The organism is Limisalsivibrio acetivorans, assembly GCF_000421105.1.
GTDB classification, from domain to species: domain Bacteria; phylum Chrysiogenota; class Deferribacteres; order Deferribacterales; family Geovibrionaceae; genus Limisalsivibrio; species Limisalsivibrio acetivorans.
Map to the genome: position 1 here is coordinate 15,006 of NZ_ATWF01000001.1, position 20,012 is coordinate 35,017.

At 47.0% G+C, this 20,012-nt stretch carries 21 protein-coding genes; 8 read left to right on the forward strand and 13 right to left on the reverse strand.

The window, feature by feature from the left end:
- Positions 1-102: 102 nt before the first annotated feature.
- The 7 genes from K300_RS0100060 to K300_RS0100090 all read right to left on the reverse strand — a co-directional run bounded on the left by K300_RS0100060 (position 103) and on the right by K300_RS0100090 (position 7,316).
- Positions 103-1,767 carry a PAS domain S-box protein gene (locus K300_RS0100060; RefSeq protein WP_022849612.1) on the reverse strand — a complete coding sequence of 555 codons (1,665 nt, stop codon included), beginning with the start codon at positions 1,765-1,767 and terminating at the stop codon, positions 103-105.
- 161 nt (positions 1,768-1,928) lie between these two features.
- Positions 1,929-2,549, reverse strand: a complete 621-nt coding sequence (locus tag K300_RS0100065) for a MarC family protein (RefSeq protein WP_081646833.1) — start codon at positions 2,547-2,549, stop codon at positions 1,929-1,931.
- Positions 2,546-3,403 carry a putative beta-lysine N-acetyltransferase gene (gene ablB / locus K300_RS0100070; RefSeq protein ID WP_081646834.1) on the reverse strand — a complete coding sequence of 286 codons (858 nt, stop codon included), beginning with the start codon at positions 3,401-3,403 and terminating at the stop codon, positions 2,546-2,548. Before ablB ends, K300_RS0100065 begins: the two co-directional genes overlap by 4 nt.
- Positions 3,363-4,685 (reverse strand): lysine 2,3-aminomutase, encoded by a 1,323-nt coding sequence (gene kamA, locus K300_RS0100075; protein ID WP_026836205.1) that lies wholly within the window; start codon positions 4,683-4,685, stop codon positions 3,363-3,365. The genes ablB and kamA overlap by 41 nt, the downstream gene beginning before the upstream one ends.
- 217 nt (positions 4,686-4,902) lie before the next feature.
- The gene (locus tag K300_RS0100080; protein ID WP_022849614.1) at positions 4,903-5,664 is read right to left on the reverse strand and encodes an aminotransferase class IV; all 762 of its coding nucleotides are present in this window, start codon (positions 5,662-5,664) and stop codon (positions 4,903-4,905) included.
- A complete protein-coding gene (locus tag K300_RS13995; protein ID WP_022849615.1) occupies positions 5,651-6,817 on the reverse strand; it encodes a chorismate-binding protein in 1,167 nt (388 codons plus the stop codon). Before K300_RS13995 ends, K300_RS0100080 begins: the two co-directional genes overlap by 14 nt.
- On the reverse strand, positions 6,771-7,316 hold the full coding sequence (locus tag K300_RS0100090; RefSeq protein WP_022849616.1) for an aminodeoxychorismate/anthranilate synthase component II: 546 nt from the start codon (positions 7,314-7,316) through the stop codon (positions 6,771-6,773). The genes K300_RS13995 and K300_RS0100090 overlap by 47 nt, the downstream gene beginning before the upstream one ends.
- A gap of 117 nt (positions 7,317-7,433) precedes the next feature.
- Here K300_RS0100090 and K300_RS0100095 point away from each other — a divergent pair, with 117 nt between their 5' ends.
- From K300_RS0100095 to K300_RS0100130, 8 genes are all read left to right on the forward strand, one after another.
- A complete protein-coding gene (locus tag K300_RS0100095; RefSeq protein WP_022849617.1) occupies positions 7,434-7,886 on the forward strand; it encodes an ATP-dependent zinc protease family protein in 453 nt (150 codons plus the stop codon).
- Positions 7,883-8,785, forward strand: coding sequence for a 30S ribosomal protein S6--L-glutamate ligase (gene rimK / locus K300_RS0100100; RefSeq protein WP_022849618.1), 903 nt, complete (start codon positions 7,883-7,885; stop codon positions 8,783-8,785). Before K300_RS0100095 ends, rimK begins: the two co-directional genes overlap by 4 nt.
- A gap of 77 nt (positions 8,786-8,862) precedes the next feature.
- Positions 8,863-9,831: an ABC transporter substrate-binding protein gene (locus tag K300_RS0100105; protein WP_022849619.1), complete on the forward strand. Its 969-nt coding sequence runs from the start codon at positions 8,863-8,865 to the stop codon at positions 9,829-9,831.
- Complete coding sequence (locus K300_RS0100110; protein ID WP_022849620.1) at positions 9,828-10,721, forward strand: ABC transporter permease; 894 nt, start codon at positions 9,828-9,830, stop codon at positions 10,719-10,721. The genes K300_RS0100105 and K300_RS0100110 overlap by 4 nt, the downstream gene beginning before the upstream one ends.
- A complete protein-coding gene (locus tag K300_RS0100115) occupies positions 10,718-11,509 on the forward strand; it encodes an ABC transporter ATP-binding protein (protein ID WP_022849621.1) in 792 nt (263 codons plus the stop codon). Before K300_RS0100110 ends, K300_RS0100115 begins: the two co-directional genes overlap by 4 nt.
- 251 nt (positions 11,510-11,760) lie before the next feature.
- Complete coding sequence (locus tag K300_RS0100120; RefSeq protein WP_022849622.1) at positions 11,761-13,170, forward strand: alkaline phosphatase; 1,410 nt, start codon at positions 11,761-11,763, stop codon at positions 13,168-13,170.
- Positions 13,171-13,239: 69 nt separating this feature from the next.
- Complete coding sequence (locus K300_RS14000) at positions 13,240-14,379, forward strand: YibE/F family protein (protein ID WP_022849623.1); 1,140 nt, start codon at positions 13,240-13,242, stop codon at positions 14,377-14,379.
- Complete coding sequence (locus tag K300_RS0100130; protein ID WP_022849624.1) at positions 14,360-14,818, forward strand: hypothetical protein; 459 nt, start codon at positions 14,360-14,362, stop codon at positions 14,816-14,818. Before K300_RS14000 ends, K300_RS0100130 begins: the two co-directional genes overlap by 20 nt.
- On the opposite strand, the gene K300_RS0100135 is transcribed toward K300_RS0100130, so the two are convergent.
- The 6 genes from K300_RS0100135 to K300_RS0100165 all read right to left on the reverse strand — a co-directional run bounded on the left by K300_RS0100135 (position 14,815) and on the right by K300_RS0100165 (position 20,002).
- Positions 14,815-15,030 (reverse strand): hypothetical protein, encoded by a 216-nt coding sequence (locus tag K300_RS0100135; RefSeq protein ID WP_022849625.1) that lies wholly within the window; start codon positions 15,028-15,030, stop codon positions 14,815-14,817. The two genes, K300_RS0100130 and K300_RS0100135, sit on opposite strands and share 4 nt — an antisense overlap.
- Before the next feature lie 776 nt (positions 15,031-15,806).
- Complete coding sequence (locus K300_RS0100140; protein WP_022849626.1) at positions 15,807-16,118, reverse strand: hypothetical protein; 312 nt, start codon at positions 16,116-16,118, stop codon at positions 15,807-15,809.
- A 439-nt stretch (positions 16,119-16,557) separates the two neighbouring features.
- Entirely contained in the window at positions 16,558-16,929 is a 372-nt protein-coding gene (locus tag K300_RS0100150) for a VOC family protein (RefSeq protein WP_022849628.1), read from the reverse strand.
- A gap of 93 nt (positions 16,930-17,022) precedes the next feature.
- Positions 17,023-18,510 (reverse strand): tripartite tricarboxylate transporter permease, encoded by a 1,488-nt coding sequence (locus tag K300_RS14005; protein ID WP_022849629.1) that lies wholly within the window; start codon positions 18,508-18,510, stop codon positions 17,023-17,025.
- An 8-nt stretch (positions 18,511-18,518) separates the two neighbouring features.
- Entirely contained in the window at positions 18,519-18,992 is a 474-nt protein-coding gene (locus K300_RS0100160; protein WP_022849630.1) for a tripartite tricarboxylate transporter TctB family protein, read from the reverse strand.
- Positions 18,989-20,002: a Bug family tripartite tricarboxylate transporter substrate binding protein gene (locus tag K300_RS0100165; protein WP_022849631.1), complete on the reverse strand. Its 1,014-nt coding sequence runs from the start codon at positions 20,000-20,002 to the stop codon at positions 18,989-18,991. Before K300_RS0100165 ends, K300_RS0100160 begins: the two co-directional genes overlap by 4 nt.
- Positions 20,003-20,012: the final 10 nt, after the last annotated feature.

A 20,012-nucleotide genomic window follows, 5' to 3' on the forward strand; every position in this document is an offset into this window, starting at 1 on the left:
TAGAAATCCTTAAACTTATTCTATGTCACTCACACTACTGTAAGTAGTGTGAAAAAGCCGTTAAAAATGGGGGATGTTTCGGGTACTTTATGGGTGAACATCCTAACCACCGTTGAAATCTAATGTTTTTAAATAGGAATAAAGGTTTACGGTTCTATCCTTTATACCCAGCTTCTTTCTTATATTCTTCCTGTGGGTCTGAACCGTTTCCACGGAGACACACATCTCTTCTGCTATCCTTTTGGTTGAGTAGTCCGCCTGTATCAGAAGGCAGACGTTCTTCTCGGTTTTCGAAAGCTTACCCATTGCGGCGTTTTGTTTTGCCGGTGAGGTGTTTACCATAGACCTGAGCGTGCTTTTGAGGATGGAGTGGGTCATGCTTCTGGAGCGTTCATCCTTTTCGGCGTGGAGACGGTCGAGAAGGGGGAGAACCTCTCCGTTCAACTTTCTGCTGACAGCACCTTTATACGCCTGCTCGTCCTCGGATATGGTCTTTATAATATTCTTGAGCGTTATATTCTTCTCTTCGGTGAGCTGCTTCTCCTCTTTCAGTTGCTTCTCCATCTCCTTGGAGCCGGAGATGTCTCTGAGTATGAATGAGTAGTAGCTTTCCCCTTCAACATCAAAGTGGTTTACCGTTGCTAGTGCAGGAAAGGTTCCCTTGATGCCGTTCATATCCATTTCACCAGACCACGATTCACCTCTATCAAGCTTTCTTGCTGTTTCCTTGAGAATCTCCTGGGAGCCTATGGAGAATACGGCCTTCAGTTTCTCGAGGCAGTTTTCCCTGTCTGCAACGCCGAAGAGGACACATGCTCTGCGGTTGCTGTGTAGGAGGGTCATTTGATCGTCGAAGATAAGCATCCCTTCGCCGGCGCAGGAGAATATTGACTTGAAGAACTGCTTGGATTTATCAAGCTCCCTTGTACGTGTGTTTACGGCGTTTTCGAGCGCTACCCTGTGGTCTACCATGCATGTTATGTCGTGTATTATTACCATGTAGTTGCGCAGCCCGTAGGCGATATTGCCCATGGGTATAAGGCGGAGGGAGAGGTAATGCGTGTCGCAGAAGGGGAGCTCGGATACGTTGCCGGAGTATCTTGCCTTTAGCCCTTCGAAGTCTGTATCATCAAAACCTAGGAGCTGCTGGAGTGTATTCCCCTTTGAAACGTTTCCGAAGAACTCCTCCGCTTTTCTGTTCACATCGGTGATCAGTCCGTCTTCATCGAGGAGTATTATGATATCCTCGGTGCTTTCGAGGATGTTTTTGTAGCGTGACTTTGTCATGGAGAGGTTGCGGTTTTTTTCCATGAGCATGGTGTTGAACTCGTCCGAGCTTATGTTTGCCCATTCTACAGTAAAAGCGGCTTCCGATGCGTCCACAACCCTGCGCATATTGACGATATGCTCCAGCTTCTCCGCATCGCTCATATCCGAGCGGAGCAGGGCGTTTTCCAGGCTGTGGAGGATTATTTTGAAGCAGGTGAAGTACATTTCGAAGGTGATACCACGTGTGTAGTGGCGTCTAGCCACGTCAACAAGGGGCATGAGGATATCCTTTCGGCTGTACATGTCTATGAAATCGCCGCTGTTTTCGAGACGTATCATATCCTTAACAGCTTTAAGAATGAGATCGAGAGCTTTAACACCATCTTCCCTGCGGGCTGTGGTGAATTCAAGAAAGCCCGCTTTTTCAAGGACGCTCAGGGAGTCCCTGAGGATAGACTCATACTCTCTTTCAATAAATGATATCGCTTCGTGAATCATTGCCGCCCCGTTAACCACACTGTGTTAGCAAATGTACACTTCAAACAATTGTAACACTCTTAAAAAGGTTTTACTTTACAATGTCTTTCGAGATAGTGTTTCAAACCCTTACAAGCCTAGAAATGAGTATAGGTTATGGGCAGTTAATTTAAGGTTAAGAGTCAGTTTCCCGATGCAATTATTATTACGTTGTGCAGACCTTTGATTATCATATCCACGCCGAAGGCTCCGAGGATGAAGCCGTTGATCCTCATGAATATTGTCAAGAGCTTATCGAATGCTGTCTTGATTCTGCGGGAGTTGATATGGTAGCGGATGTAGAGAAGGCCTACTATAACAGCATAGGCAAATGCCAGCCCTAGGACGTTAACGAGCAAGGCGTTTATCTTGGTTGCAGTAGCGCCGATGATGACGCATACGGAGATGATTCCGGGGCCTGTGAGGAAGGGGAGGGCGATCTCGCTTGCAAGGTCGTCGAGGCTCCCTTTTATGGTGATGAAGCCTTTCTTACCCTGGATAATCGACATAAGAGCGAAGGATATCATAACGATACCGCCGAAAATCCGGAAGGAGTCGAAGTAGATCTTAAGCACGTTATCGAAGAAATAGACCCCTGAAAAAGTGAAAAAGAGGTTTATCATCAAAGAGATGATGGTGGCTTTTAGAAGAACCGCCAGGAAGACCTTTTCATCAAGGTCCTCTCTGAGCGGTGCAAGATAAAGGAATAATGCTATAGGGTTAAGTATCGTTATGAACAGGGTTAGATGCGTTAGTATGGCTATTCTCCGGCATTTTTATACCAGATGTTCATGCTCTCCAGCCCGCCGGAGATGTTTGTGTTGTTCACAAGCGTTCCGCCGTAGGAGTAACCCTTCTTGGCGAAGGTTATATTCATCCCGGGTGATTTTGACCGGGCGATGGTGAACATCTGGCCGTAGCCGGATTCAACCATTTTTTCCTCCATACGGTCAAGCAGAAAGAGTGCAAGTCCTGCTCCTCTGAAGTCTGGAAGTGTTGCAAAATCGGTCATTTCAACGGTTTTGTTCTTTTTGTCCATCTCCGCAGAGGACAGGGCTGCGATGCCTCCGCCCCCCCATACTCCAAAATAGCGGACATGATCTTCCATGGTTTCGAGGATGTATTCAGCAGTGTTTATGGGGAAGGGGTAGCTTTCAAACACCTTGCTGTAAACCTCTGCGGCTTCCGCTGCGTCCTCTTTTGTTAGTTCGCTCCAGTGATAGCCTGCGGGGAGTGATGCCGCAAGGGGAACGTCCGGAACCTTCTGCTTTGCGGTTTCTATTATGTTCATCTCGTCTAGTTCACCGGTTCTTGTTCTGCGTTCCGGGTCAACGAACTTGGACATGAAAACGTAGCCTCCGTTGTCCCCGAGGGGGAGGCTTGCCTCCTTTTCGTAGCCCTCCTGTATAAAGAGGGCTGTGTATCTGGAGGGAACCTTGGCTACAATTTTGGAGTAGTCGTTATCATCGCAGAGCTGGCCGAGCATCTCGGTTATGTTCTCCGCATCCTCGTCCGCCATGCTCATAAGATAGACCCGGTCGTTAAACTTACCGTGGTGAACGGTACTTGAGCCGAGTTTAACTATCTTGTCCATTTTCTCTTCTCTCGTATCTCTCATTATCTGCGGGGATGAGGGTTATCTCCTCTTCGTAGTCCGCCATGAGCTTCTCGATACCGATGGAGTTCATCTCCTCGGTTCCTTCGATGTTAAGCTCAAGGTTGCACGATTCGCATTCCCTGTCGCAGAAAATCTGCTCATAGGATTCGGGCTCTTTGTATGTGCAGATAACACCTTCGTAGTTACGCAGGATTATCTTATTGGTGGACCATGAGATTACGTAGTTGGGCGCAACAGGAATCTTTCCGCCGCCGCCGGGGGCATCAATTACGTATGTGGGAACGGCGAAGCCGCTTGTGTGTCCTCTTAGGGATTCCATGATCTCGATACCCTTGCCCACGGGTGTACGGAAATGGCCAAGACCTTCGGAAAGGTCGCACTGATAGAGGTAGTAGGGCCTTACCCTGTTCTTGACGAGCTTCTGGACAAGCCTCTTCATAACGAAGGGGCAGTCGTTTACTCCGGCAAGGAGCACCGTCTGGTTTCCGAGGGGGATACCTGCCTTAACGAGCATCTTAAGTGCTTCCCTTGAGGAATCGGTGAGCTCCCTAGGGTGGTTGAAATGGGTATTGATCCACAGGTTGTCGTATTTGCTGAGTATGCTAACGAGCTTCTCTGTAACCCTATAGGGGAGAACCACGGGCATCCTCGTTCCGATACGGATAACCTCAACGTGCTCTATCTTGGAGAGCTCATCGAGGATCCACTCGAGTGCACCATCATGGAGCATAAAGGGATCGCCGCCGGAGAGGAGAACATCCCTCACAACGGGCGTTTTCCTGATGTATTCAAGGCCTTCCTCGATAACTTCCTTGTTGGGAATGAAGTCCTGATCGCCCACCTTTCTCTTTCTCGTACAGTGCCTGCAGTACATTGCGCACATGTTTGAAACGTGGAGAAGGACCCTGTCTGGGTATCGATGGGTGATTCCAGGAGCGGGTGAATCCGCATCCTCACTAAGAGGGTCCGCCATCTCGGATTTGCAGGTGTCCAGCTCAAGGGGCGAGGGGAAGCACTGCTTGTATACGGGATCGTTCTTGTAGTCGTCGGTATTTATGAGGGAAAGATAGTAGGGCGTTACGGCAAGCGGAAACTTGTCGAGGGTCTCCTTAAGCATTTCACGCTCATCTGCGGGGAAATCGATACCTGTCATTCTCTCAAAGGTTTCGATATCCTTGATGGAGTGGCGCATCTGCCATTTCCAGTCTTTCCAGTCTTTAATCACAGTCTTAGGGCTTATCTTGTTTGCAATCTCCTGCTGCACAGTTGATAGCGAAGTCATAACATATCCTCCTTGGGATTCTTTAATATACTTTTGATTATTAATTTTTGTCTTTGTCGGGATTCATTGGCGGGTTTAGGGTTTAAGGTTCATGTTTAACGTTTTCATATTTTTAATTTCCATGATGAAATATATCATACATGAAATAATTGTCAAGATCTGTTTCACATCTTCCGGTTAAAAAAATGTATGATTTGTGTAAGAGATCTGTGGTGTACTATCTCTGGAGGATTATATCCGCAATGTATTCAACGGACTCTGAGTCTACCTCAAAATTGAATACGGATATGCTTTCCACAGGTTTTATGCCTATCATTGAGTTGAGCACATAGCAGTTCTGCATACCCATGAAGTCACGCAGTGTTATCTCTTTCTCCTCAACGGGTCGAAGCTCCTTGAGGAGTTCGAGGGATATTCCGGCGAGGCGGTTTTCGGATGTTGTTGTTATGAATCTGCCTTCCTTCTTGAACACAATAGAGGCTGTGGCTGTTTCGAAGACTCTGTTGTGCTCATCCACTAGGAGTGCATCGTCGTATCCACCGTCCAGAGCACGCTTGCGGGCGTTCTGGTGGTGCATCCAGCTTGTGGATTTGTAGCGGTTCATGGTGGAAATCTGGAATTTGTCGTGGATGTTGAGCTTGAAAACATCCGGGGAGCCTGCGTATTCCTCCGCTGTGATGATCATGTCGGTTCCGTAAGGGGATTCAACGGCGAAAATGTTAACTCTGCATACCTTATCCTTAAGGTTGTTAGCGATGATAACATCCATGATCCCCTTTTCTGCATCGAAATCCGGCTTGTCCATCCCGAAGTCTGCGAGGGATGTGGAGAGCCTGTCTATATGCTTTTTAAGGTGGCAGATTTCGTTGCCGTTGTAGCATATTGTTTCAAAAAAACCATTTCCGCTGCGGAAGTGTGGTGACTTTACGGATGTCTCTATTATGTCGTCGGTAATTCTGCCGTTATTATAAATCTTCATGAAAAAACTCCCTGAAAGTGTTGCCCTTTGCCATTGTTTCGGCGTATTCGTTCTCTGCATTCGAATCCATAACGATTCCGCTTCCGGCATAGTAGCTGAATATGTCGGAGGATTTGTTCCAGCAACCTGTTCTTATTGCAATTGAAGAAATAAGGTTTTTTCTGTCCGGAATCAAGAAGAACGAACCGCAGTATATACCACGGCTGAAAGGTTCGTAAAGGTCAATCAGTTCCATCGCTCTCTTTTTAGGGCATCCGGTTATAGAAGCACCAGGGAAAGCTGTGAGCAGGAGGTCAACAACATCGCTGTTATCGTCCAGCACCCCGGTGACGGTCGAGTACATCTGAAGAAGGTCGTTGATGCGAAATACAGATTTATGGTCCTTAACTTTCACGGAGCCGTTTTGGCAATGCTCCGAGATATCATTGCGCACCATATCCACGATCATGGAGAGCTCTGCGGACTCCTTTACACTGTCAGTGAGTTCGTGTGACTCAGAAAACCCAGGCAGAGATGCTTTCAGGGTACCTTTTATCGGTTTTGATACAACCCTTCCGTCTTCGACCTCCAGAAAAAGCTCCGGAGAGAGGCTGAATAGATCGTGATTACCCATGTTGAAGCGTGCCCCGTAGGGTGAGGGCTTACTCATAAAAAGGTCAATGAACGATGCAGTTAGTTCGGGGTGGGCATTGAATCGGACAGCGTGGTTAAGCTGATAGATATCACCATTGCTTATATGATCAATTATGTTGTTTGTTATCGATATATATTCAGTTTCGGATGTGCCTGCATCTATCCTGCTGCAAACCAGTCTTGGAAGTTTTGAGCCGGTGAACTTGGCTCCACTGACCATCAGGCGATTCCTGTATCTTCGAAGGACGCCTAGGGGGAGTTCCGGTTTCTTTGTACGGTTGATTCCCCTTAGAATCATCCCATAGTCGTAGGAGAGCCATCCGGCTGTGAAACCTTGAAAAGCAAAATCCTTGATCTCATCGACACTAATCTTCTCGGTAATCGTGAGCTCATCCTCTATGTCATCCAGAATCCAGTTTCCCCACCCTTCGTTGTAAGGTTCGGCAGAAAGAAAAAGGTCTGCGCCGTTCTTCTCAGCTGAGCGGAGCACCTTGAGGTATTCTTCTGAGAACGTATTCAATATATTCCTCCCCTTTTTCTGTCATGAATGATTCTGGATGAAACTGGATGCCGGTTATCTGTTTTTGCTTATGAGATATGATCATTGGAACAGATGAGCAGTCATATGTAATATTGAAGCAGTCGCTGACCTCGGAGCAGTATAATGAATGGTACCTTGCTGTTTGACGCGTTTCGCCGTTATATTCGAAGGGTAATGTCTTCCCGTGTATGCCCCGCCCAAGCCTTCCGGTTTTACCTCCGAAAATCTCGTTGATTACCTGCATGCCGAGGCATATCCCTGTCACTGGTGTGTTTATTTCCTTTATGAACCGATAAACGGGATACTCTTTTGGGTGTCCTGGCCCTGGCGAAATAAAGATATGATCATATGAAAATATGTCTAATACAGGTATGCGTGAATACTCAGCCACCTCTGTAGTCCCACCTGATACTGCGATTATCAGCTGTTCCAGATTACGGGTGAAGCTGTCGTTATTGTCTATGATCAAAACATCCATAATTTTAGTTACTGCACGTACATGATTAAGTCAATTGGCAAATGATTATTTATCTTGCTATCGTATGGAAAAAGGTTTAATAGATTCTGCCCTTTGGATTTGAGGAGAATAAGGCCCTTGGAACTTCCTGTTATCGGTCGTACCGACAAGATAGACCTTCCCGAGCTCGGTTTTATAAATCTGCCCGTTAAGGTGGACACTGGGGCGGATTCATGTTCGCTCCACTGCGAAATGATAGAGTACTTTGTGGAGGAGGATACGGAGTATGTCCGTTTCTTGCCTTTGGATGACTCATTCCCTCAGTTCAAAGATAAGCCCATAGTTATGGAGTGCCATACGGAGAAGTCGATCCGCAGTTCGAACGGAGAGCTTCAGAACAGATATTTTATCCAGACAACGGTGAAGATCTTCGGAAAACTTTACGAAACTGAGTTTTCCCTTACAAACCGTTCCAAGATGCGCTACCCTGCACTTCTAGGAAGAAACCTGCTCAACGGCAACTTCCTTGTAGATGTTTCAGTAAAAAACCTCTCATATAAACTCAAGACCGGAAAGAAGAGGAAGCTATGAAGATTTTGACACTTTCAAGGAATGCCGAGCTTTATTCCACCAGAAGAATCTCTGAAGAGGCCGAAGCAAGAGGACACGAGATCCATGTTGCTGATTACGTTAAGTCTTACATGATGATAGAGCCCGGCAACCCCTCAATATATAACGACGGCGAGGAGCTGATAGGCTACGATGCTGTAATACCACGTATCGGCGCATCCAAAACATTCTACGGTGCGTCCGTTGTCCGTCAGTTTGAGATGAGGGGCATTTTCTGTGCTAACCAGTCCATGGCCATCGTTCGCTCACGTGATAAACTGCGCACACTGCAGATCCTCTCCCGCAGGAAGGTAAACATCCCCAAAACCGCCTTCGCCTCAACCCCTAACGATATCGACGACGTAATAGACCGTGTTGGTGGAGCGCCTGTGGTTATCAAGATCCTTGAAGGAACCCAGGGGATAGGTGTTGTCCTTGCGGAAACAAAGAAGGCGGCGAAATCAGTACTCGAGGCTTTCCTCGGCCTTAGGGTGAATATCCTCGTTCAGGAGTTCATCAAAGAGGCTAAGGGAGCCGATATCCGTGTATTTGTTGTGGATGGCAGAGCTGTTGCCGCCATGAAAAGGCAGGGTGTGGAGGGTGATTTCCGCTCCAATGTTCACCGTGGCGGAAGCGTTGAGAAAACCAGACTCTCCCGTGAAGAGCGCGCCACAGCCATCGCCGCTGCCAAGGCAATGGGTCTGGCCGTTGCCGGTATAGACCTTCTTCGTTCGGAGAGGGGGCCCCTTGTCCTTGAGGTAAACTCATCCCCCGGGCTGGAGGGAATCGAGAAAGCGAGTGGGGTTAATGTTGCCAGTAAGATCATTGAGTTCCTTGAGAACAAGTATAACAGGGAGCAGAAGGACAGGATTGGGGTCTGATTGGTCTTACCACGTTTTTTCTTGTTTTTTTCCCATTTAATTGTAAACTTCTAACCTCTAGAAACCACGGAGGTTGGATGATGAAAAGGCTTTTCACAGCACTTCTTGCTGTAATGATTATCCCCGTTTTTGCTTATGCCGCACCCATTAAGGTTGGTATCAGCCAGATAGTTGAACACCCCGCCCTTGATGCAACAAGGAAAGGGATCATAGACAAAGCCGCAGAATGCGGATACGCCGAAGGCTCAGACATCGATTACGATGTTCAGATAGCCCAGGGTAATGTTGCCACAGCAAACCAGATAGCAAAGAAGTTTGCCGGCGACAATAAGGATATCGTTATCGGTATCGCCACCCTTAACACGCAGGCACTCAAACATGTAATAGAGCAGTCCGGAAAGGACATCCCCCTCATATTCTCTGCGGTTACCGACCCTGTTGGTTCAAAGATTGCAGATTCCATCGAAAAACCGGGTAAAAACATCACAGGCGTTTCTGACCTTACCCCCGTTAAGGAGCAGATCGCTCTCCTTACGGATATAGGTATTGATGTCAAGAAGCTCGGTATAATCTTCAACCCCGGCGAGCAGAACAGCCGTGCACTTGCGGACCTCGCCCAGGAAGCGGCGGATGATTTCGGCATGGAGCTCATCGCCGCAACAGCGGCAAACTCCGGTGCTGTATACATGGCGGCTAAATCCCTCATCGGCAGGGTGGACGCCATATATATCCCCACGGACAACACCGTTGTTTCCGCCCTTGAGTCTGTTATTCAGGTGGCTAACGAGTCCGACACACCCCTTGTTATGGGTGATACCGATTCCGTTGACAGAGGGGCACTTGGAGCAAAAGGCTTCAACTATTACAAGCACGGTCTTCAGACTGGCGAGGTTCTCTGCCGTATCCTCAAGGGTGAGGAGCCAGGCAGTATTCCGGTACAGTTCCAGAGTGACCTTGAGCTTTTCATAAACCTTAAGGCTGCTAAAGAGATGAACGTTGAGGTTCCCCAATCTGTTATAGACAAGGCGGACAAGGTTATTAAATGAGCCTCTACGCATTCTTCGGAGCAATAGAGCAGGGGCTTGTATTCGGTATAATGGCTCTGGGTGTTTTTATAACATTCAGAGCCCTCGACTTCCCCGACCTTTCGGTGGACGGCTCATTCCCCATGGGGGCGGCCATATCCGCCGTTATGATATCCTCGGGCTACAACCCCTGGGTTACGCTTATCGTGGCGGTTGCCGGCGGTGCGGCGGCGGGTTGTGTTACGGCTATGCTGAACACCAAGCTCAAGATACTCAACCTGCTCTCCGGTATTCTGACAATGATCGCTCTTTACTCAGTTAATCTACGCATAATGGGTATGCCGAACATACCCCTTCTCGGTTTTGACACGATATATACATCGGTAAACATCTTCGGTCTCCCCAGCTATGCGGCTAATGTTGTGCTTTTGGCCATCATAGTGAGCCTTGTGGCGGGTGTTCTAATATGGTTTTTTCATACCGAGGTGGGCCTCGCTCTTCGGGCTACGGGGGATAACATGAAGATGGTTCGTGCCCAGGGGGCTAGTACGAGCCGGATGATATTCTTCGGCGTTGCCCTCTCCAACGGCCTTGTGGCACTCTCCGGCGCACTGGTGGGCCAGGCGCAGGGTTTTGCCGATGTCAATATGGGTATCGGTATCATTGTTGCGGGGCTGGCATCTGTTATCCTCGGTGAGGCTCTGGTTTCCAGCAACGGGGTAGTGAAGGCGGTTATCGGCGTTATCCTCGGCTCCATAGCCTACAGGCTCGCCATTGCCGTTGCGCTAACTCTAAAGATAGGGGATTTCAGGCTATCACCCAGCGACCTTAACCTTATTACGGCGATACTCGTTGTAATAGCCCTTATGTTCCCCGGGCTCAGGAGCAAGATCGGGGCGGTGCGCTCATGATACGTGTTGATAATATATGCAAAACCTTCAATCCAGGAACGGTTAATGAGAACAGGGCGATAGACGGCGTAAGCCTAGATATAAAGAAGGGTGACTTCATCACCGTTATCGGCGGCAACGGCTCCGGTAAATCAACCCTTCTGAACCTCATTGCGGGATATCTCCGCCCCGATACTGGGAGCATATTCATCGATGATGTGGATGTTTCCAACGTAAACGATTATAAGCGTGCGACATATATCGGCATAGTTTTTCAGGATCCCCTCAGCGGAACAGCCAAATCCCTCAGCATAGAGGAGAATATGGCCATCGCAATGAAGCGTGGCCAGAAACGCTGGTTCGGTATGGGGGTTAAAAGCCGTGACAGGGAGTTCTACAAGGAACACCTTGCCATGCTGGATCTGGGGCTTGAGGACAGGCTTAAGGATAAGGCTGGACTCCTCTCCGGTGGACAGCGTCAGGCGCTGACACTGCTCATGGCAACCCTTGTTCAACCCAAGATTCTGCTACTTGATGAGCATACTGCGGCCCTTGACCCGAAAACTGCGGACAAGATCCTGAAGCTCACCGAGAAGCTGGTCAGGGAATATAACCTCACCACACTTATGGTTACCCACAACATGAAGCAGGCACTCAGCCTGGGCACAAGAACGGTTATGATGCACGGCGGAAGACCTGTTCTTGATATAGAGGGTGAGGAACGCTCCGGACTCACCATAAAGGATCTGCTCGAGATGTTCAGCAGGCAATGGGGCGAGGAATCCATCGACGGCCGGATGCTTATATAAGAATTTAGATAATCTTTAATCAAATACAGAGGCTCCTGCGGGAGCCTTTTTTTGTGGAGATATTTGTACCTGTCTAACAGTCTGTAACTGAAGGGAATCACTATCTGAGGATTAAAACACTATAAAAGTCAGTTGTAATAAAGTTTTTAGATACGGTAAAAATTATCTGTTCTGAACATTTGCTATGAACACTGTGACAACAATCTGACACCGGAGGGGTAACATATGGGCAAAACTCCGGAGGTTTTCAAATGAACAAATTCGCTCTTCGTATGCTCACAGCCATTATGCTCGTTGCTGTTTTCACAGCAGGTGCCTGGGCAAAGGCTCCCAAGTATGTTTTCTACTTTATCGGCGACGGCCTCGGTGCATCCCAGCGTCAGGTTGCTGAGTACTATGCTCAGCAGGTTAAGGGTGACAAGAACTATAAGCTCATCATGAATACGTTCCCCGTGGCAGGAATAAACACTACCAACTCAACGGATTCACTCGTAACAGACTCCGCCGCGGCTGGAACCGCCCTTGCAACAGGGTACAAAACAAACAACGGCGTTATCTCCAAACTCCCCGACGGACGTGATGTAAAAAGCCTTATAGAAGTGGCTGAAACCAAGGGCTGGGTTACAGGTATTGCATCCACTACACGCCTTACCCACGCTACTCCCGCTGTTTTCGCTTCCCACAACGAAAGTAGAGGAAACGAGAACGAAATCGCCGCTGATATGGCTGATGCAGGCGTTGAATACATCGCTGGCGGCGGCTACAGGCACTTCGTAAGCAAAGACAGCCATCTCAAGTCCAAGAGAAAAAGCGGCGATGTTGTCTCCGTGCTCAAGGATATGGGATATGTGACATACGTTGGCGAAAAGGCCTCCATGCCCTTCCGCAACTTTAAGCCCAACGGCCAAAAAGTATTTGCAGGCCTTACATACAGCCACATGCCCTACGAAGTGGACAGGATGAACACAAACGATATACCCAGCATCGCAGAGCTCACAGCGAAGGGTATCGAGGTTCTCTCACAGCACAACAAGCCCTTCTTCTTTATGATTGAAGGTGGAAGGATCGACCACGCCTGCCACGCCAACGATGTTGCAGGGTCTGTACACGATACCCTCGCTTTCAACGCAGCCGTTGAAGAGGCTTACTCATTCTATAAGCAGCACCCTGAGGAAACCCTCATCGTTGTAGTTGGTGACCATGAAACGGGCGGTCTCGGACTCGGCTTCGCAAAGAACTATTTCCTCAAGACAGAAGCCATCAACGCTCAGAAGGCTTCCGTGGACGATAAGCTTTCAAAGGCTTATACAGGTGACGAGGATGCTTTCTTCGCATACCTTGAGAAGAACTTCGGTCTTAACGACCTCTCCGACAGGGAGAGGATGGATCTCAAGATCGCCATGAAGGTTCAGGATAAGAGCGAAGGCGGAAAATCCGCATACGGCTACACACCCACTCAGATAGCAGTTGCTCACCTTATGTCCGAAAGGGCAAACGTTCAGTGGACAACCTTCGCCCACACAGCTACCCAGATCCCCATGTCTGCCATAGGTGTTGGTGCTGAAAGGTTCGGCGGTTTCAAGGATAACACGCAGATCGCCCATTCCATGGCTGAACTGCTCGGTTTCAGGCTTTCCAGCTACAATGTAGCTTCCAAGTAAAGGTCTCTTTTAAGCTCTCTTTCGGCCGGGCGCAGCCCATGCGTCCGGCCTTTTTTCTGCGGAGGTATTATGAAAAGGGTTTTTCCCCCTCTCTTTGTTCTGGTTCTCATCGCTCTATTCACCTTTCTCCTTACAAACACCGATGAGCAGAATGAGAATGTAATCGAGGCAAAGGGTGTTGTTATATCCGTGGATAACTCGGAGGTTGTTAATACGGGCATAGGGAGGATAGGCTTCCAGCTTGCAGAGGTTATGCTGACCGGTTCCAGATTCAAGGGTGAGAGGGTTACAGCGATAAACAACCTGCTCGGTCAGATGGAGATGGATGAGTTCTACGAGCCGGGGGATAAGCTGATTACGGCACTACTCGTTCAAAATGGAGAAATACGTGATGCAAAAACCATCAATCGATACAGGCAGGGCTGGGAGCTTGGGCTCTTCGGAGTGTTTGTGGTTCTGCTTATCGTTTATGCCAGGTTTATAGGTCTAAAGGCGCTACTTTCCTTCGTTGCTTCTCTATATATCCTCTGGAAGATATTCATCCCCGGACTGCTGGGTGGGGGTGAGCCGATATTTTACACCGTTGTGACACTTTCTCTGCTGACCTTTGTTATCATATTCTCAGTGGCGGGTTTTACAAAGAAAGGTGTGGCAGCGTTTTTAGGTACAATAACGGGGCTTGCAGCGGCTATTGCCGTTACGGTATTCTTTGGAAGCAGGCTCGGTCTTATGGGGATGACACAGCCCTTCGCCCAGACACTTGTACTGTCCGGGCATATGGATCTAGACATGCTCAGGATCTTTTACGCATCGGTTATCATCGGGGCATCCGGCGCGGCAATGGATATTGCCATGGATGTGGCCGCCTCTATGGATGAAATAAAGGCGAAACGTCCCGACATCGCCATGAAGGAGCTTATTCTGTCTGGATTTAATGTGGGTAGAGCTGTGGTGGGAACCATGACAACAACGCTTCTCCTCGCATATTCCGGCGGATATCTCACCCTGATAATGCTTTTCGTATCGAGGGAGACCTCCTTCATGAGAATAATGAATTTCAAGCTCGTGGCCGCTGAGGTGTTCCGCACCCTTACAGGGAGCATCGGACTGGTTCTGGTGGCACCTGTGACAGCTCTCATAGCGGGGTGGATACTAACAATGGCCGGGGCGGACAAAGAGGAGATTGAGAGTGCTGAAACTGATTCATGAACTACTCGGAACCGTTGCCCAATACGCCCTTTACACATCTGTAACTGCGGCTGTGCTGGTTTTTAAGTATAGATACGTCAGGGAGTATTGGGGGAGGCTGTTGCCTGAAAGATACAAGCCTTCAAGAAAGCTACTGCTTAACGTGCACAGGGGAGGGGCACTGCTTTTTATCATAGCGATGTTCTTTCATTTCTGGCTGGCAAACCCAGATGACAGAAACGTTCTGCTCATTTCCATTCCGTTCTTTGCAGGGATACTTCTGTTATGGGGCTTCGCATTCAGATTCAAAAAACACTTCGCTTCCAGATACCAGAGTGCTGTTTATGCAAAGGCCATCGTTATGGCTGTTCTGGCGTGTGTCATATGGATAGGGCACGGCATAGCCGAAAAGAGGATAGAAGAGCGTGAAGGTACTCGTATTTCAGAGACTGCTGATTAATCTTTAAAGAGGACTTTAAACATTCTTTCAGTTCTCTCATTCACCATGGCGAGCTGTACCACAGGATGGTCGTGGTCCATTTCATTAAGATCGGCGTTTTTCGCCTTTTCATAGCTCATGGCAAACTGTATTGAGCCAAGGAACACGGTAATTGCCTGTACAAACAGCAGAACCCTTTTGAGATGCTTTCCGAATAGACCGTTCTTTCTCATGTAATCACCTTCCACATTGCTTGTGTCTATAGTTTAATCGGATAGGATTGCAAAAAGTTTATCGCTTATTGATGGTTATTCAACTGTCTGATGATAAATCATATTTTGGCAGTAAACATATGTATGTAGGGATGGGGTGTTCATGTCTTCCATGTTTATGCGTATAGATATAATAAATCCATAAGAAAAATCTATGCTCGAATTCGCATATTGATCTTATTCAGATAGATTAAAATGGGTTTTTGAGGGGTGCGGGGAACTTTGTTCCCTAAAAAGTTCCCTGCGATTTTTTCCTTTCATACTCAAATTAGAAATAAGCCACTAATCTCTTTGTCTTGCGCTTTCGCGCCACATACTTTTTAGAAAAGTATGCAAAACTATTCCCTCAGGGTTTTTAAGCCGTCATTGTTATCAGTATTTTAATAAAATACTTATAACTGATAACGGTTCCCTCGCTTCGCACTCCCTTTTCCTGAATATTTCCTGATTCTGAGGAGGTTATTAACTTATCACAGTTAGCCGAAGCAATTATTCATAGATTCATCAATGGTTATCGTGCGGGAAATATTCCTGGCGGAAAAGTAATCGCTCGCTCGGCTTAAAAACATTCGGGGAAGAGAAGAAAGGGTTTTGGGTGCAATATCTTAGTGACGTGAGTAATGGTTACTGGCAAAACAACTCTAGACGGGGCACGTTGTTTTGCTCGCATCGGGCACATGACAGCATGCTTTATAACGATCTACGTCGTCATTAATCTGGGAAATTCATCATCCTGTTTAGTCTATGGAATTTCCCATCCATGGAAATTCCATTGCCGCTCTGCTTGGCAAAGCCTTCGCTTCGCTTACTTCCGGCTTCGTGAATTGAGCAGAGCCCAATTCAGCTACGCCTTCAGGGCCAACATCTACATAATCTGGGAAATTTATCATCCTGAGAATTTCCCTGCCGCTACGCTCGGCAAAGCCTTCGCTCCGCTTACTTCCGTTACAGAATATGAAGCATAGCTCCATATTATTCACTTCAGAGCCAACATCCGTGTTGGCTTTATTAGTTTCAACCTCAAACGTATGATTAGTATAAGCTTTCATGGATGAAAGCTCGCTTGCGTAAGTGAGAGGAAAGTTTCTTTCTTCGAACGGCGGAATAATTTCCATGGACGGGAAATTATTCAGATAGATAAAGGAGTTTTTAAGGGGTTCTTAAGGGGAACTTTTTACATAAAAATTTCCCCTTAGTCTTAATTCATCAGGGAAATTCATCATCCTGAGAATTTCCCTGTCGCTACGCTCGGCAAAGCCTTCGCTCCGCTTACTTCCGGCTTCGTGAATTGAGCAGAGCCCAATTCAGCTACGCCTTCAGGGCTTCCATCCTTGGAAGCCTGTTGCATATCAACCTTGATTGTATGATTAGCATAAGCTTTCATGGATGAAAGCGCGCTTGCGTAAGTGAGAGGAAAGTTTCTTTCTTCGAACGGCAGAATAATTTCCATGGACGGGAAATTATTCAGATAGATAAAGGAGTTTTCCTTTACTTATCTGCAGGGATAATCTCCAGCCAGTATCCGTTGGGATCCTTTATGAAGTAGATTCCCATCTCCATATTCTCGAATACGATACAGTCCATATCCTTGTGCTTCTTATGGGCGGCTTCGAAATCGTCCACAACGAAGGCTATATGCAGATCATTATCGCCGTGATTATAGGGCTCATTCCGGTCTCTGAGCCATGTAAGCTCTATCTGACAGTCTGACTTCCCGTCCTCAAGGTAAACAAGGATAAACTTCCCTTCGGGTTGTTCAAACCTTCTGGCCTCTTTCAGGCCGAGTGCTTCTTCGAAGAACTTAACTGACTTATCTAGATCTAGAACATTGATATTGGTGTGTACCATTCTGAAATCCATGGAGCTCCTCCTGTTCAATAATAAGTGAATGCTATCACATCGATAGAAAGAAAAAAAGCCCGGACAATAACTGTACCGGGCCAGGAGGCGTGTCTATGAAGTTCCTGTTTTTTTCATTTTTGATAGGTAAATTGGAAGAAATAGAGTCAGAAGTGTCATTATCAGAATCACAAAGCTGATTGGGCGCATAAAAAGCTTTAATCCTCCAAGCTGGAGAACCCAGAATAGGTTTTTCTCAGCCAGCGGTCCAAGTATTAGTGCCAGAAGCATTGCTGGTATTGAGTAGCCGTATTTTTTAAGCAGTGCACCAAAAAGCCCGAAGATAACCACAAGCGTCATATCAAATAGAAGCTCCCGATATGCAAAACCGCCAACAAGGCAGAAGAGTGAAATTATTGGTACTAGTATAACTGTTGGTATTGATGAGAGATGGGGGAGAAATCTAAAAATTACTAGCCCTGCGAAAAACATAACTATATTGACAAGTACAATTGATGCAAATATCGCATATGCCTCTGTTTTGAACTCTACAAAGAGGCTAGGGCCAGGCTGAATTCCATTGATCATCAGTGCTGCCATTATAATCAGGGTTGTCCCTGAGCCGGGTATGCCTAGGGTTAGCGTCGGTATCAGAGCCCCTCCTGTTACCCCGTTATTACAGGCATCACTTGCTGCGAGCCCCTCGTAGTCACCTGTTCCAAACTTTTCAGGTGTTTTTGACCACTGCTTGGATTGCCCATAGCTTATCCATGTCGCAATGGCTGCACCGGTACCTGGGATTAAACCTATAATAATCCCGATAACAGAAGATCTGATAAGATTGAGCTTCATGGAAACCGCTTTCTTCATACCTTCAAACAAAGAGCTGTAACCTTTGAATGATGTTTTGCCCTCTTGTATGATAGATTTTTCGTTTACCATCGTGATCAGTTCTGAGAAACCGAACAGACCAAGCAGAACAGGTATCAAAGGGAAACCTTCGTAAAGTTCAAATAGCCCGAAGCTTGAACGTGTATAGCCGACTTGGATTTCGGTTCCAACTGTTGCGAGCAATAGCCCGAATGCAGACGAAAGCAGACCTTTCGAAACGCTTTTACCTGTTAATGAGCCTACTGCTGTGAGACCAAAAACAGCCACCATAAACATTTCAGCAGGGCCAAATGATAAGGCGTATACTCCTATGATAGGGGCTATTACGAAACAGACCACGGCGCTTATAAGGCCGCCGATTGTGGATGCTGCAAGGGATGCACCCAATGCTTCGCCAGCCATACCTTTTTTTGTCATGGCAAACCCTTCAATGCATGTCGGTGCATTCGAGGGTGTTCCAGGTATGTTCATCAGTATGGCTGGAACGGATCCTCCTGCCTGTGAACCGCAGAATACAGCCATCATAAACATTACAGCCTGCATGGGGCCTAGATATACTGTGAATGGGAGCACAAGTGCCAGGACGTTGGTGTCATTGAATCCCGGTATTGCGCCAATGATAAATCCAAACAGGAGGCCAGCTACTAGAAACTGGATTATTCTTGGCTCAAGAACAGTCTTTATGCCTTCAAGCATTGATACGTAATCCATGATTCCCCCTAGAAAGAAATTCCAAATAGTTCAATGCTGGGCAAGCTTATCTGCATCGCCTTTATCAGGCTCAGATATAGAAATGCACATATTATTCCAGGTACAAGGATAAGCTGAAATACTGAATGAACGCCTAGAAAGAATAGTACAGATACTAAGTAGATAAAGCTTGAAAGTGTAAAACCAGCAAATGGAAGTGCTGTTAGATAGACAATAGTCAGAGCTATAAGGATAGCCGGTTTTTTGTAATGCTTTCTCGACTCTTTGCTTCCAGCAGACGGCAGGAGTTTTTCTCTGTTGTTGAACAGAACAATCATAAGCAGCAGTGATGTAAAACCGATAATAATGTATGGCCAAACCATAGCGACACGAGGAGCATCTGCTGTCTGGAATAGGTATACGCCTAAAAAACCTGCCATAAGGGCCGGGACGAATAATTCGCCCCGGCTGTTAGTTGATTTCTTTTCTGCCTTTTCGCTCATTTTGTCACTAAATGTCCGTATTTGTTTAGTGTAGACTGAAAGTCTTTAAGGAATGCTTCGCATTCAGAAGGGCTCCAGTAATCCATGAAGTCACCCATGCCGATGGAAGCCGCCTTTTCACGTGCCTTCTTAGAGAAGTGAGCTTCTTTGAATGTGTCCACAAGTTTTGCATACCTGTCAGGATATTTCTTCTCTACATCTCTTCTGATATGAAAGGCAAACGGCTCAACGAAGTTGGGAACGGTAACATCAAGCACTTCGTTCACAGGCGGCATTTCCCATATGTGAGGAGCAGGGTTCTTTGTGTTGAAAATTCCGATACCTTTAATGAATTCTTTAAGATTAGATGCACTAAAGAAGGGTGCTATACATGCATCGACGTGTTTTCCTGCGAGGGCTTTTCTTGCAGCAGAACCGCCGTCAAAGGGTACGATTTTTGCATTTCCGCCGATAAGCTCAAGAAACACTCTTGCAGCAAAAGTGTTCGAAGCAATAGGGTGACTAGCACTTATGGTAACAGGCTCTTTAGCATTTCTCACATGGTCAACGAATTCATCAAGATTGTTCCATGGTGAATCTTTATGTATCAGTACACAATCGGGGTCGCTAATAACATTGCCCACGAATCCGATATCGTTAAAGTCTGCTGCAGGTTTGCCATACTTAACAACCATTGCCTGCATGCTTATTGTCATCATAATGGTTGTGTAGCCGTCAGGTTTAGCAGCTCTAATCTTGCCGAAACCTATCTGTCCGCTTGCTCCTGGTGAGAAGGAGAACTTAACAGGTTGACCAAGCACAGGCTCCCATGCTTCTGCCAGAACACGGCTGGAACGGTCCCATCCGCCTCCGGCTTTTGCAGGAACAATGTGATTGATTGGTTTCGATGGGAAATCTTCTGCAAAAACTGGGAAACCGCTGCTTGCTGCCATGAGTGCTCCTGCACCCACCAGGCTGTTTCTGAGGAAATTTCTTCTTGAGATTTCAGCACCGTTTAATAAATCTTTCATCTTAGAACCT

What these genes read in the sequence shown, in the direction of transcription:
- K300_RS0100060 (WP_022849612.1), bottom strand. Translation starts at nt 1,767, where the DNA reads ATGATTCACGAAGCGATATCATTTATTGAAAGAGAGTATGAGTCTATC.
- K300_RS0100150 (WP_022849628.1), bottom strand. Translation starts at nt 16,929, where the DNA reads ATGGATTTCAGAATGGTACACACCAATATCAATGTTCTAGATCTAGAT.
- K300_RS0100110 (WP_022849620.1), top strand. Translation starts at nt 9,828, where the DNA reads ATGAGCCTCTACGCATTCTTCGGAGCAATAGAGCAGGGGCTTGTATTC.
- kamA (WP_026836205.1), bottom strand. Translation starts at nt 4,685, where the DNA reads ATGACTTCGCTATCAACTGTGCAGCAGGAGATTGCAAACAAGATAAGC.
- K300_RS14005 (WP_022849629.1), bottom strand. Translation starts at nt 18,510, where the DNA reads ATGGATTACGTATCAATGCTTGAAGGCATAAAGACTGTTCTTGAGCCA.
- K300_RS14000 (WP_022849623.1), top strand. Translation starts at nt 13,240, where the DNA reads ATGAAAAGGGTTTTTCCCCCTCTCTTTGTTCTGGTTCTCATCGCTCTA.
- rimK (WP_022849618.1), top strand. Translation starts at nt 7,883, where the DNA reads ATGAAGATTTTGACACTTTCAAGGAATGCCGAGCTTTATTCCACCAGA.
- K300_RS0100090 (WP_022849616.1), bottom strand. Translation starts at nt 7,316, where the DNA reads ATGGATGTTTTGATCATAGACAATAACGACAGCTTCACCCGTAATCTG.
- ablB (WP_081646834.1), bottom strand. Translation starts at nt 3,403, where the DNA reads ATGAGAGATACGAGAGAAGAGAAAATGGACAAGATAGTTAAACTCGGC.
- K300_RS0100135 (WP_022849625.1), bottom strand. Translation starts at nt 15,030, where the DNA reads ATGAGAAAGAACGGTCTATTCGGAAAGCATCTCAAAAGGGTTCTGCTG.
- K300_RS0100115 (WP_022849621.1), top strand. Translation starts at nt 10,718, where the DNA reads ATGATACGTGTTGATAATATATGCAAAACCTTCAATCCAGGAACGGTT.
- K300_RS0100140 (WP_022849626.1), bottom strand. Translation starts at nt 16,118, where the DNA reads ATGAAAGCTTATACTAATCATACGTTTGAGGTTGAAACTAATAAAGCC.
- K300_RS0100120 (WP_022849622.1), top strand. Translation starts at nt 11,761, where the DNA reads ATGAACAAATTCGCTCTTCGTATGCTCACAGCCATTATGCTCGTTGCT.
- K300_RS0100165 (WP_022849631.1), bottom strand. Translation starts at nt 20,002, where the DNA reads ATGAAAGATTTATTAAACGGTGCTGAAATCTCAAGAAGAAATTTCCTC.
- K300_RS0100105 (WP_022849619.1), top strand. Translation starts at nt 8,863, where the DNA reads ATGATGAAAAGGCTTTTCACAGCACTTCTTGCTGTAATGATTATCCCC.
- K300_RS0100080 (WP_022849614.1), bottom strand. Translation starts at nt 5,664, where the DNA reads ATGAAGATTTATAATAACGGCAGAATTACCGACGACATAATAGAGACA.
- K300_RS0100160 (WP_022849630.1), bottom strand. Translation starts at nt 18,992, where the DNA reads ATGAGCGAAAAGGCAGAAAAGAAATCAACTAACAGCCGGGGCGAATTA.